This is a genomic window from Shewanella sp. 1180_01 (assembly GCF_052850535.1).
Map to the genome: position 1 here is coordinate 51,139 of NZ_VXCT01000005.1, position 13,231 is coordinate 64,369.

At 47.9% G+C, this 13,231-nt stretch carries 9 protein-coding genes; all 9 read left to right on the forward strand.

Annotated features, from left to right (window positions below; translation table 11 throughout):
* The first annotated feature begins 145 nt into the window (after window positions 1-145).
* Window positions 146-790, forward strand: a complete 645-nt coding sequence (locus tag FW758_RS04745; RefSeq protein ID WP_413490655.1) for an MBL fold metallo-hydrolase — start codon at window positions 146-148, stop codon at window positions 788-790.
* Window positions 791-936: 146 nt separating this feature from the next.
* Complete coding sequence (locus FW758_RS04750; RefSeq protein WP_446444781.1) at window positions 937-2,676, forward strand: methyl-accepting chemotaxis protein; 1,740 nt, start codon at window positions 937-939, stop codon at window positions 2,674-2,676.
* 387 nt (window positions 2,677-3,063) lie between these two features.
* On the forward strand, window positions 3,064-4,080 hold the full coding sequence (locus FW758_RS04755) for an XdhC family protein (protein WP_226059985.1): 1,017 nt from the start codon (window positions 3,064-3,066) through the stop codon (window positions 4,078-4,080).
* On the forward strand, window positions 4,080-4,817 hold the full coding sequence (locus FW758_RS04760) for a nucleotidyltransferase family protein (protein ID WP_446444782.1): 738 nt from the start codon (window positions 4,080-4,082) through the stop codon (window positions 4,815-4,817). Before FW758_RS04755 ends, FW758_RS04760 begins: the two co-directional genes overlap by 1 nt.
* A gap of 3 nt (window positions 4,818-4,820) precedes the next feature.
* Window positions 4,821-5,339: a (2Fe-2S)-binding protein gene (locus tag FW758_RS04765; protein WP_446444783.1), complete on the forward strand. Its 519-nt coding sequence runs from the start codon at window positions 4,821-4,823 to the stop codon at window positions 5,337-5,339.
* A gap of 1 nt (window position 5,340) precedes the next feature.
* Entirely contained in the window at window positions 5,341-7,587 is a 2,247-nt protein-coding gene (locus FW758_RS04770; protein ID WP_446444784.1) for a molybdopterin cofactor-binding domain-containing protein, read from the forward strand.
* Window positions 7,588-7,798: 211 nt separating this feature from the next.
* Complete coding sequence (locus FW758_RS04775) at window positions 7,799-8,290, forward strand: DUF1097 domain-containing protein (RefSeq protein WP_006085447.1); 492 nt, start codon at window positions 7,799-7,801, stop codon at window positions 8,288-8,290.
* A gap of 104 nt (window positions 8,291-8,394) precedes the next feature.
* Window positions 8,395-9,849, forward strand: a complete 1,455-nt coding sequence (locus tag FW758_RS04780; RefSeq protein ID WP_446444785.1) for a methyl-accepting chemotaxis protein — start codon at window positions 8,395-8,397, stop codon at window positions 9,847-9,849.
* Window positions 9,850-10,693: 844 nt separating this feature from the next.
* Window positions 10,694-12,346: a hypothetical protein gene (locus FW758_RS04785; protein ID WP_446444786.1), complete on the forward strand. Its 1,653-nt coding sequence runs from the start codon at window positions 10,694-10,696 to the stop codon at window positions 12,344-12,346.
* Window positions 12,347-13,231: the final 885 nt, after the last annotated feature.

Genomic DNA, 13,231 nt, shown 5'->3' on the forward strand with positions numbered 1-13,231 from the left:
CTTGGGTATAGACCAAATAGTTTATGCAGTAGGCTAGGATTATTTAATTAGCTTTTGGTGAAGATCAATTTTTCCATTTTAAATTTGAGCCATGATGAGTTTCTTAGCGTAATCTATCGCTTATGGATAACACGAGATTGAAGCTATGAAGTATCAGATTATTCCAGTGACACCTTTTCAGCAAAATTGCAGCCTGATCTGGTGTGAAAAAACCAAGCGAGCTGCGGTCGTGGATCCTGGTGGAAACATTGACAGGATCCAAAACGAAGTGACGAAACTTGGACTCGTCCTCGACAAAATTATTCTTACCCATGGGCATATCGATCATGTTGGTGGGGCAAAAGCCTTAGCGCAAGCCACCAATGTGCCGATTATTGGGCCGCATATCGCCGATAAATTCTGGATTGAAAACTTACCTAAGCAAAGCCAAAACTTCGGTTTTCCCCATTGCGATGCCTTTGAACCGGATCAATACCTGCAGGACGGCGATAACGTGCAAGTGGGTGAACAAAGTTTGTCTGTGCTGCATTGCCCTGGGCATACGCCGGGACACATTGCCCTTTTCTCTGCCCAATCTAAATTGGCGTGGGTGGGGGATATTTTGTTTAGAAGTTCAATCGGCCGCACCGACTTTCCTCAATCAAATCATCAGGATTTAATTCACTCGATCACCGAAAAACTGTGGCCCTTAGGCGTCGAAGTCGAATTTATTCCGGGGCATGGTCCTATATCAACCTTTGGTGAAGAGCGCGAGCATAATCCCTTTGTCGCGGACCAACTTTTACTCTAAGTGTCACGTCATTAAGAACTGTTTGATTTGTGAGCGATAATCACTCGCAAATCAAATGATTATTTCCGTTGATTGTCCCACTTTTACCGATGTTTTCTGATTTTCCTTCTAGACTTAAAGCTGTTCTTCCGTCTATTGGGGTAAGTATGAAAACAAAAACCATGATGAGTGTGGTATTTTCGACCATAGTCGCGAGTGCCGTGATTTCTGCGGCACTGAGCTTCAATGTGAAGTCTAAAATCGATCTCTTTAATGATGCCGCCAGCATCCGATATCAGTCCTATCAACTTGCCGATGAATTAAGGCAAGGTTCCGATGACTTAACACGTCTCGCCCGTACCTACGCCGTCACAGGTGATGAAAAATACGAAAAAATGTATATGGATATTTTGGCTATCCGTAATGGTGATAAACCCAGACCCGAAAAATATCATCAGATTTATTGGGATTTGGTGCTGAGTTATGGCGATAAGCCAAAGCCAGACGGCGCGAGAATTGCTATAAAAGAGCAAATGAAGTCCCTCGGTTTTTCCGATGAAGAATTTCGTTACCTCGAACAAGCCCAAAAAAACTCAGATGCGTTAGTCGCCCTCGAAGTGAAAGCCATGAATGCCGTCAAAGGTATCTTTATGGACCCCAACACCCAAACCTACACGATAAAAGGCGAGCCTAACTTAACCATGGCGAGGGAGTTATTGCATAGCGACCAATACCATAGAGAAAAAGCCAAGATCATGCAGCCGATTGATGAGTTCTTTACGGCGTTGGATAAACGTACCGATGGAGAAGTTAATGGTCGTCTCGACTCCTTACATGCGGCATTAAACTGGTCTCAGTTCGTGTTATTTATCGTGATTTTAGCGGCCGTTGGTGGATTCATTATCGTTAAGAGCCGGATTGTGACTCCATTAGTGCAGACCTGTAGTGAGTTGCTCGACATTCAGCGCTCTAAAAACCTTGCGCGGCGGATTTCTGTCACCACTCAGGGAGAGATTGGCGAAATCGTTAATCAAATCAACTTGTTTATCTCTTCCCTTGCCAGTTCCTTATCGACAACGGATGGTATTGCAAAAGAGGTCGCTGATTTAGCGAAGCAAACCAAGGCATCTATTCAAGTTTCGCGTGAAAGCTCAAATCGGGTGGCGAGAGAACTGGATGCCAGCGCCAGTGCGATGGAAGAAATGACCACGACGTTAGTGCATGTGAGTGAGAGCACGTCGAACGCTGAAAGTCGCGCCGCTGAAAATGAAGCGCATGTCACTGTGGGTAAACAGACGGTATCGGAAGCGTTGAAAGCCATGTCGGTATTGGAAACTGAGTTTACCAATACTCAAGACTCTATGTCGCATTTAGTGAACGAAAGCACCCAAGTTAGTAATGTGTTGAGTGTGATTAAGGCGATTGCAGAGCAGACTAATTTGCTGGCACTGAATGCCGCGATTGAAGCCGCAAGGGCCGGTGAGCAAGGGCGAGGTTTCGCTGTGGTGGCCGATGAGGTTCGATCATTAGCCCAGCGAACCCAAGATTCCACTAAGGAAATCGATGATATTGTCGCAAGCCTTCAGAGTCGTACAAATCAAGTGGGTACATCTGTGACTCAAGCGGCGACGCTTATGCAAAAGGCGGGAGTAGAGCTGCAACGTATCGTGGCTGTATTTGAGGATATTCGTCACAGTACGGAAGCGATTCATGGGATCAATACTCAGGTTGCCGCTTCAACTGAGGAACAGTCCTTGGTTTCTAAAGAAATCGCTTCGAGTATGATGGTGATCCGCGATAATTCCCGTGAAGTATCACAAATTATCGAACAGATAGAATCGACCTCTATTAGCCTAGATAATCAATCTCAGATACTGCGCACTAAGGCGGGGGAATATCAGTTTTAGATTAGATGTGGTTGATTTACGAACGAAGGCCACTCAAGACATGGACGTCAATCCTTCCTCTTCGAATCCTCTCCTGAACATATTTTCTGCTTCGACACTTTTTGACATCTATTACTCCTTTCAATACACACACGCCTTTGCTAACGTGGTTGCCCAAGTGTTTAATGCCGAGCGTTTGGCGATGCTTTTTTATCGACAAATGAAACTCGCATCAAACCTTGATAACAAAATAGACGTTGATAGCTGTGATATTCATCAGCGATCTTAACCAGCGATTTTTTAGTTTTGAGCGTTTTTAGTTTCGACGGTTATTTGTTTCGATAGTGTCGACAGTAAAAAGTGCATTAAGTCTTTTCAAATATCCCTAACTCAATGGAGTCCTTGCGGATGGATCACCAAATCGAAGATTTACTAGAGCATTGGTTACCGCTGGCGGATGACGCTTGGGTGCTTGCGGTGATCACCCAAATTCAAGGCTCGGCCTATCGCAAACCTGGCGCCATGATGTTGTTTCATGAGTTTGGTCAAGGCGTGGGTATGTTAAGTGGCGGCTGTTTAGAAGCCGATCTCCGCCGCCATGCCCAAAAGGCCATGCAGACAAAGCAAGTCACGTGCGTGACCTATGACGCGAGTGATGAGTCCGATGCCAGCTATCGACTCGGCTGTGGCGGCATAGTAGATATCATGTTGATCCCACTCTTAAAAGAGAATCATGATCTTGGTTTGATTGAGCTAGTACAGGCATTTCGCCACGGTCGGTCGGGTTTTTATCAATTGCCATTAGTCAAAGCGGGGACGGATGCGCGCCAATATCAAGCCGCTTTCTACCCCGAAGCGTTGACACCGTTCCCCGCCAGCGATTTTGTCCGCACAGGCGTCTTCACCCAAGAGGCGGGAGAATCGCTGATTATTCCGCTGAGACCGAGATTCCACCTTGGGATTTTTGGCGGTGGTATCGACGCTAAGCCCATTGCCGCCATGGCCGATACATTAGGCTGGCAAGTGACAGTTTTTGATGGTCGTACCGCCTATGCCAGAGCGGCGGATTTCCCCCATGCCCATATCGTGAAACTTACCGCAGGGGAATTAACCGCGAATCATATCGCCCAATTGGATTGCGCCGTAGTGATGAATCATAACTTGGGCTTAGATGCTGCGGCATTGAAGGTCATTCAAGCCCACCCACTCGCCTATGTCGCCTTGCTTGGCCCTGCCCATAGACGGGATAAAGTGCTTGGGATGGCAGGGCTGAGTACTGAATCTTTTTCTGGGGTGTTTTCTGCCCCCGCTGGGCTTGCCCTTGGCGGCGAGTTACCGAGCGCAGTGGCGTTAAGTATTTTGGCCCAATGCCACGGCGTACTCCATGGTGCGACCTTAAAACATCTCGATGAGATAATGCGTTGATGACATTGCTGCCAGTGCCAAAGTCTGCAGCGCTAACGTTGGCAGAGCAAACGCCACGTTCATCCAAGCGGCTGTTGATCGTGGTACTTGCGGCGGGTGAAAGTAAGCGCTTTGAGGGGGTTAAGTTAGCGCAGCTTATACCATCACTTAGCGCTACAGAAACTCGCGAACAAGCCATTATTTGCACCCATGTTGAGCTTTTACAACAGCTTCATTGCCAAGATTTATATTTGGAGCGCCAAGACACACATTCGCCCCAGCATTTGCCTTTGTTAGTCATACTCGGTGCTCACCAGCACGTATTGCAACCGTTATTGGCTGAACTTAACTCCCGCCACTCCTTTGATATTTTGATTAATCCGCAGTGGCACACGGGTTTGGCCTCCTCTGTGAGTTTGGCGGCAAGTTATGCCAAGGAGCAAGGCTTTGATGCCATGCTGCTGACACTCGCTGACCAAGTGGCTCTGAGCGCCGATGATTATCGCCAACTGATTTTAACATGGCATGAAACGGGTAAAGACGTTGCCGCCGATTATTTGGATGATTTAGGTGTACCTGCTATTTTTAATGCCTCTACATTGCCTTTGTTCACCCACTTGAGTGGTGATCGCGGGGCGAAATCTATTTTAAAACAACAAGCACAGCAGGGAGCGTTAGTCGCTATAACACTACCCCGCGCCGCAATTGATATTGATACCCAAGCCGATCTTGCGTCGTGGTTGGCACTTAAGGAGTGAGTTATGGCAGAAGTTTTATCAACCAAAGCAGTCGTCAAGGAAGCGAATGCCGCCGCTTCCACCCAGACATTTTCCGCTCAGACACTGACCATCAACGGTAAATCATTTACCTTAGATGCCGATCCTAAAATGCCAATCCTGTGGGCACTACGGGATATTCTAGGGCTCACGGGCACTAAATATGGCTGCGGTGCAGGACTATGCGGTGCTTGCACTGTGCATTTAGACGGCCAACCCGTACGCGCTTGCTTAACCAGTTTGGGGCAGGCACAGGGAAAACGACTGACAACAATTGAAGGGCTGGATAATCAAAAGCTTAAAAATGCATGGGCCGAACATAACGTGCCCCAGTGCGGCTATTGTCAGGCGGGACAATTGATGTCGGCTGCGGCGTTAGTTGCGCAGCATCCGAAACCTTCTGAAGAACAAATCAACTCTGCCATGTCAGGCAATATCTGCCGCTGCGGCACATACCCGCGGATTAAAGCAGCACTGCAAAACTATGCCAAACAGGAGGGCTAATATGAGTACTTTTACTGCCGTAGAAAATATCAGCCGCCGCGATGTGTTAAAACTGTTTGGCGCAGTGGGTGGCGGATTAGCATTAGGGGCGAGTGGACTAACTTGGAGCCCCATGGCGCTGGCGCAGGATAAAGAAGCGCGGCTGAATCTGTTTATTGCCATTGGTGAAGACGATAAAGTGTACCTCACTTGCCATCGCTCCGAGATGGGACAAGGGATCAGAACCGGCATTCTGCAAGTCTTAGCCGAAGAGTTAGAAGCGGATTGGGATAAAATCGTCCCCATTCAAGGCTTAGCCGATAAACGTTATGCCAGCCAAAACACTGACGGTAGCCGCAGTATTCGCGAAAATTACGACCGCATGCGTCAGATGGGGGCGATGGCAAGAACCATGCTAGAGCAAGCAGCCGCTGCGCGCTGGAAAGTCCCCGTGAGCGAGGTGCATACCGCCGACCATAAAGTGTTGCATGCTAAATCTGGCCGCTCGGCCAAGTTCGGCGAGTTAGCGTTAGCCGCATCAAAGCAGCCAGTCCCCGCCGTTGAGTCGTTAACCTTTAAAGAGGTTAAAGATTTCAAGCAGATTGGCGCATCACGCCAAATCGTTGATATGGATACCATGTTAAGCGGCAGCGCGATTTATGGTTACGATATCAAACTCGACGGTATGCTCTACGCCAGCATCATGCGCCCGCCCGTGCTTGGGAGCGATGTGGCAAGCTTGGACGATACTGCGGCGCGCAAGGTGGCCGGTGTATTAGATGTGTATCGTTTGCCCGCCGCTAAGGGCGCACCCGCGTTTCAGGCTTTGGGCGGCGTTGCTGTTATCGCCACAAACACTTGGAGTGCCCTCGAAGGCCGCAAAGCCTTAAAAGTCACTTGGACTCAGGCCGACAACAGTCAGCATGATTCAAGTCTTTATTTAAAGGAGCTTGTCGAGCGGGTACAGCAAAGCGGTAACGTTGTGCGCCAAGCTGGTGATGAAATCAAAAACTGGCCCGAGGCGAATACGTTAAAGGCGGTTTATACCGTACCTTATTTAATTCATTCTTCTATCGAGCCGCCCGTTGCCACCGCCCATGTGACTGAAAAGGGCTGTGAAATCTGGGCATCGACCCAAACGCCGCAAAGCACACAGCAAAATGTGGCCGCTGCGCTGGGTATGGAAGAAGATACGATTAAAGTGAATGTTACCCTATTGGGTGGTGGTTTTGGGCGTAAATCTAAACCTGATTTTAGCGTTGAAGCCGCGCTGTTATCGAAGCAATTCAAGCGTCCAATTAAAGTGAGTTGGAGCCGCGAGGATGAGATCCAAAACGGTTACTACCATGCTATCAGCGCCCAGTCCTATCAGGCGCTGTTCGATGCCAATAACAAACCGACCGCGCTTTTAGCCCGTACGGGATTCCCATCGATCAGTTCAACCTTTGCTGAAGGGGTGGAATATCCTTCTGGTGGTGAGTTGGATTTAGGCTTTGTGGATGTACCCTTTGCTTTGCCGAATTTAAGATACGAAGCGGTAAAAGCGCAGGCGCATAGCCGTATTGGTTGGATGCGCTCTGTGTGTAACATTCAGCACGGTTTTAGTGTCGGCAGTTTTGTCGATGAAATGGCTCATCGTTCTCAGGTTTCTTGCCCTGCAATGTGGCGCAGCCTGTTAGGTGAAGCAAGGCGTGAGACCTTTACCGACCAACAGTTTAAATACGGCAACTATGGCGAAGACCTCAATCGTCACCCCGTGGACGTGAGCCGCTATTTTGGGGTAATTGACGCGGTCGAAAAAGCCCAAGCTATGGCGCCAAAAGCGGGTAAAAATCAGGGCTGGGGGTTTGCCGTACACCGCAGTTTTGTCAGTTATGTCGCCGTGGCCATGCTGGTGGAAGTGAGTGAGGATAAACAGCTTAAAGTGCTGAATGCCATCGCTGCTATCGATGCGGGCACGATAGTCAATCCAGATAGGGTAAAAGCCCAAACTGAAGGCGCGATTGTATTTGGCCTGAGTTTAGCCTTGATGGGGGAAATCACTTACAAAGAGGGCAAAGTGCAGCAATCGAATTTCCACGATTATCCTTTGCTGCGGATCCCCCAAACACCCGATATTGAGATCATCATTATTGAGTCCGATGCTGCGCCTGCAGGCGTGGGTGAGCCGGGTGTACCACCCGTTGCCCCAAGTTTAACCAATGCAATTTTTGCGGCGACGGGGCAGAGGATCCGCGATCTTCCCGTGAGTAAACTATTGCGAGTGTAAGTGTCGGCAAGAGAGTTAACTGAACGCCATTTGAACAAAAAAGCGCCTAACAAGCGCTTTTTTCGTTTTTTTACCACAAAAAATTTGCTTGTTAGCGATTTTACGGGCATTAATGCCGAAAATTAGCAATAGATCAGGTTTTTGTTACCAAAATAGAGGTAATTTAACCAACAGATAAACTTCCGTGAATAGAATTATAAAGGGGTCATCCATGGAGAATCGTTGGCAAGTCGCTATTTCAGCCGGCCTATTGGCGGCTATTTGGTGTGGTGTCGCAGATGCCTTTCATCTGGTCACTTGGATTGGCTTTTTAGGTTGCAGCACTTTTTTTGCTCAGCCTAAGGCTGGTTTTCAAGGCGTGATGATGGCGTGGTGCACTAATCTGTCCGGTGTATTTTGGGCGTGGCTCATTATCTCGGGTAGCAGCTTTTTTATTTCGCCCGTATTTGGGTATATTTTTACCGGCATAGCCACATCGGCTATGTGTTTACAGGCAAGTTATCAAAAGCTTAGCTTTATTCCCGGCGCATTTATTGGCTGTTGCACTACCTTTGCCATGGCGGGTGATGTGGCCAATGTCGTGCCGTCGTTGATCATTGGTGGCTTATTAGGTTTTAGCATGAGCCTGTTAACGGGGCAGTTGGTTAGCTTGACACAAAAGTGGTCTGCCGCCACGCGTAGTCAAGTGGCTAGCGCGGATTAGCATAATACCTGCTCAGATCTTATTACTGACATAGCTGTCGAAGCGATCTGGGCTATAATGCTGATTTAGTGCCAAATAGCATTTTGTTCTTAGGAATTATCAAGATGAAACAAATCCAGTTTCGCACCATTGATGCCATATTGATCAAGTTCAGTCTCAACGGAAAGTTTTGGGTAGTGTGTTCTATGGTGGCGTTGATCACGGCTGCCGTGGCACTCGTCAACTATCAACATGCGCACCGAAATGTCGAGCAAGCTTCTATTGCCCGCGTTCAAGCGAGCGTCGATACCTTAGCGCAAGTTGCCACGGCGCAAAAGCTAGAGGCTGATGCTCTGTCACAATTTGCCAGTCAATACGGTTTAACTGTGACTTCAAGGCAAAGTGAAGCGCAGCGTCAAGGGGATAAAGTGACGGCCAGCGCCAGCGTGTCAGGCATGCAAGCCTTACAACTGACGCAGAATGTTCATGAGTGGGAAGCTGATGCGCGCAGCGATGCTAACTTTATGTTCTGGTTAGCATTAGTTGGCTTGTTGCCCTTATTCCAACTGAGCTACTGGATTTCAACCTCACTCGGCGGTGGCTTGTGGGACATGTACTTAGCCATCAAACGCTTAGCCGACGGTGATTTGAGCTTTAGATTAAACTTCTTTGGCACTGACGATTTCAGTTTGATTGCCCGCGAAATTGACCGCTGCGCCGATAACATGAGTGAAATGGTGTCAGCCATTGGTAAAAATGCACAAACCTTGTCGTTAGCATCCGATGAATTTAATCAACAGGCGGCCACCAGTGATGAGCTGATTGGTTTCCAACATCAATTCCTCGATTCCGTTGCCGTGGCGATGGCGCAAATGACTTCAGCGATTGAAGAAGTTTCTATCAACGCGAGCAATACTTCGCTGCAGACTAAAGAAAACTCAACCCAAATGTCGGCCAGTCGTGGGCGCATTAGCCAGACAGTTGAAAGTATTGGCTTACTTTCAACTAAGATTGGCGCAGCGTTTTCATCGGTTGAACAACTGTCTAAGGATGCGGCGAGCATCGATGCCGTGGTTACGACGATTAACAGTATTTCGCAGCAAACCAACTTGTTAGCCTTAAATGCGGCCATTGAAGCGGCCCGTGCCGGTGAGCAGGGGCGTGGTTTTGCCGTGGTCGCCGATGAAGTGCGTACCTTAGCGGGTCGAACTCAACAGGCCACGGTAGAAATTCAGTCTATGATTGAAGGCTTACAGTCTGGCACGAGTCGTTTATCTAGCATTACCATGGAGATAGTCGATCAGGCCGATGAAGGCCGCAGCGCGATCATCGCCGTCGGTGACGATGTTCAAGGTATAGCGCAATCGGTGAATGCGGTATTTGATATGAGCAGCCAAATTGCCGCCTCGGCGGAAGAGCAGAGTGTCGCCGCGCGCGACATTGCCGGACAATTGAATGAAATCCGCCATCAGTCGGAAACCATCAAACAAACGGCCCAGCGCAGTGTGACCTTAGCCAATGATCTGCACCATGCTTCGGTCGAGTTAGATGGCATTTTAAAGCAGTACCGCACTAGCTAGTTTCACCTTTAATGTGAGTCGTCGGCATTGCCAGTTTTCAGCGTGGGTAGGAGAGTAATAACGCCCGATACTGAGTCTCATGTTAAGTATTCGCGTATCATCTGAAAATGGCGGAAATCTTAGATTTCCGTCATTTCAATCTCGAAATACCTCAAAGCAGATAACTGAGTTGCTTAGCATTAATTGTCACTATTTCCCCAATATTACGACCTCCTTGTATTACTTAAATGTCCCTATTTTAGAGGGGCACTGGTGCAACAATGCCAATCTTAACTAACCCTTTCGCTGTTCGTTTAGCTAAAAAGATATTGCCCCAAAGCAAGATAATTATATCGTCAGTTGTGTAGCATTCATTGTCATTGTTTCCCCTGTGACTCGCCATAAACTCGTCCCTGAGGGCTCAACTAAAACATCCTGTTTTAGAAGGTCACAGGTGCAACAATGCCAATCCTCCCCAACCCTCTAGCAGTTAGTTCAGCTAAAAAAGCTATTGCCCCATAACGAGTTAACTGCGTGACATGGCTAAGTTCAATATCAGAATGTTGACCAAATTTTAGTAATGTTACTGCCTCATATCATGTTCTTGTTCATCAAATCGCAATTTTGCTTGCGGTTTCCTCTAAAGCAACTCTCACTGATATCCCCTTGCCATTCGCTAGTAGTTAACGTTTAATAACAGTATGTTATTAAACGTTAAGCTTCCCACAGAGTATTTTCATCGTCCATGCAAAACGTACACAAGCAAAATTGGGCGGACGTATAAATACGCCTCTGTTTTTAGCGTTATCGCACAGCTCCTCGGCTATGTAAGTAGCCTTACAATTCACAGTTTGGAGTGCTATCTATGAAGACCGAACCGGGAAACATGCGGATACAGCAAGTGAACTGCTTCTATAATTACGCAATTGGCCTTAATGTCACCAAAGTAGATCTTCTTAAAACGGCTAAGGCACTTCTCGAGGCGGGCATAGTAAGGACTGTTTGTTTTTCGGATTTGAAGGCCATATATCTTGATGAATATGGCGAGGTTCAGGTCGAATGGCTTCGTCCACAGGGACGTCGGTGGGAGAACAGCTGGACGGTTCAGTTTAGCGACTCTTTGCCACAGTATACCGCCAAGGATCTAGCTTTCTGCTTGGAGCTTGCATTTCACGAGCGCCGGATCGAAGGCGATGAGGTTGGGCAAGTAGCTCCGTATTTGCGAGCCGCACTACCACCAGTAGTACTGGAAAATGAAGACTTGACTCTGCCAGTTTACCCATCCCTAAAGCTTCATGCTGACGGACTCATGTGTATTAGCTTTCAACTCGATACTACATGGGGCGACTTGAGCGAGGAAGATTTCATCAGTGATGTAGTCAATTTGTTCCAGCGCTACTTTAAATCTGTTTGGGTAAAAGCGGCACTTCAAAAAATAGATGGTGATCTGCTTTTGCCTGATGCATACGAGAGTGAAATGTCCATTGGTGGGCAACGTGTATTTGGCCGAAAGGCACGTAAGCTCGTTAAGAAGATGCGACGAACCGCAAGAACTGCACTCGACAATTCCCTCGTTAAGGAAGGACGACGTTTCGATTTGGATGGGGAGCCATGGATCCTTCATCAAATAGCGGGCTCGGAGGAGCAAACGGAGTGGGAGGGAACGATCGACCTTTGCAGATCCATCTACGCTAATGCTGTAGCTTCACTGGTAGTCTCAACAAGTTACAGAAAGAATGACGATGTAGTGGGTGTTCAGTTGTGGCAAGGTCGACCTTCGATTTCCTTAATGCGATTCGTAGGTCAGCCTAAGTCCAAGGACCAATTATTTGACTCATACGGCCAGTCTATATCGCGTATCTTGCTCCGCTCTGCTGGAGTGAATGATACTCCGCAGCTTCCTCCAGACCTTCGTCTATTTAACGACTATTGCTTACACGGTAATCGAGCAATTTTGCTCTGGACGTGGTTACGACCATCCGGCGAATCTGACAATACTTGGGATAATCCCAACACAAGGACTCGACTGCTAGAGAACCAGGCTAGAGCAGAACACTTCGAGTACCACAATATTCGTATTGCGCGTGCATGTGACATAGCAGAAGGTCCCCTAACAGATGAACAACTTGTGTATGCGTACGAAACTTTGGCCAAAGCCAATTCTGTAATTCACAAGTCAAGCCAAGCGGGAGAGATTACTGATGCGCTTGAGTATTTGATGACTGCTGCGGGAACAATAGGACTCATCGCGTCAGGTAAAGAGCAAGCTAGATGGTACCTAGATGAGAGACGTTATACCGCAGAAAAGCGACGGTCCCGAATGGACCGATGGTTGACAGCTGTGTTTGGTATAGTTGGAGCTGCAGGGCTGGCCGACCTTGTCCTAAGGCCGTTGTTACAAGCAACTTATCCCGGCTGGGCAGATTGGTTCGCTGGACTCGCTGCATTCGCCGCTGCGTCATTTCTAATTGTGCTTTTTGCGATATCTATATCGGCCTTTAACAAGAGATGCATATAGTCATTCGCAGCTTTGGAAATCACGCGCTGACAATCGGCTGTACAGCGACCTATTATCCGCCGTATCGCGGCTTCAAACCAGTGTGAGCCGGACTTTAACCCATAGAAATTTTAATTTGATTGTCACGAATTAGAGCTAAAACCCTAGCTCGTTTTTGTCCCAAAGTATGTTGCGTATATCTTGTAAATCTACAGATTACGCGAATGCTCGAAAGGTGAGCCATGGTGATTTGCGAGACGACCGTCCGCCCCATGGACGGGGTGGTCGAGCATCCAAGGATGGACTGGCTGCGAGTCGACGAGCGAATGCCATGGCAAGCCTGTGCGAGTGGATACCCGTAAACGCTAAACTTCTAACAACTGAAATTACTGCTCCCCAAACACTACTTTCCAACGCATTTCTGTCCAAAAGCTTGCTATGTATTTCTGTAAAATAAACAGGCTTCGCCGATGCTAAACAGTTGAGCCTTGGTGATTTGCGAGACGACCGTCCGCCCTATGGCCGCTCTTTGGCGTTCATGCCATCGTGACATTTGTGAATCCTTTCACATCAGACGGGCGGCCCTGCATCCAAGGATGGACTTGAACAACGTCCCTGTTTAACTGCCAGTTCGCTATCTGATAGGCAGGACGCCTGAATGTCGTGCAATGCAGGGATGCATGAGAACGACCATGGCTCTCGTTCATAAGCTCAGAAACCCTAGGTTTCTATTCACCGCGTCGATGAGTGAATGCCATGGCTCACGATTAATCTGTGACTGAAGCTAAGCTCACAACTTTTCTGCGATGTATGCTGTTCATTTTTAACTTACTTGTGCCAATCTCATTCTGCTTAAGTCACTCTCAAACAAAAACATCGGCATATGCCGATGTTTTTATGTCTATG

Bases quoted from the DNA above. Each gene is read 5' to 3' on its own strand.
- FW758_RS04745 (WP_413490655.1), top strand. From the start codon at position 146: ATGAAGTATCAGATTATTCCAGTGACACCTTTTCAGCAAAATTGCAGC.
- FW758_RS04750 (WP_446444781.1), top strand. From the start codon at position 937: ATGAAAACAAAAACCATGATGAGTGTGGTATTTTCGACCATAGTCGCG.
- FW758_RS04755 (WP_226059985.1), top strand. From the start codon at position 3,064: ATGGATCACCAAATCGAAGATTTACTAGAGCATTGGTTACCGCTGGCG.
- FW758_RS04760 (WP_446444782.1), top strand. From the start codon at position 4,080: ATGACATTGCTGCCAGTGCCAAAGTCTGCAGCGCTAACGTTGGCAGAG.
- FW758_RS04765 (WP_446444783.1), top strand. From the start codon at position 4,821: ATGGCAGAAGTTTTATCAACCAAAGCAGTCGTCAAGGAAGCGAATGCC.
- FW758_RS04770 (WP_446444784.1), top strand. From the start codon at position 5,341: ATGAGTACTTTTACTGCCGTAGAAAATATCAGCCGCCGCGATGTGTTA.
- FW758_RS04775 (WP_006085447.1), top strand. From the start codon at position 7,799: ATGGAGAATCGTTGGCAAGTCGCTATTTCAGCCGGCCTATTGGCGGCT.
- FW758_RS04780 (WP_446444785.1), top strand. From the start codon at position 8,395: ATGAAACAAATCCAGTTTCGCACCATTGATGCCATATTGATCAAGTTC.
- FW758_RS04785 (WP_446444786.1), top strand. From the start codon at position 10,694: ATGAAGACCGAACCGGGAAACATGCGGATACAGCAAGTGAACTGCTTC.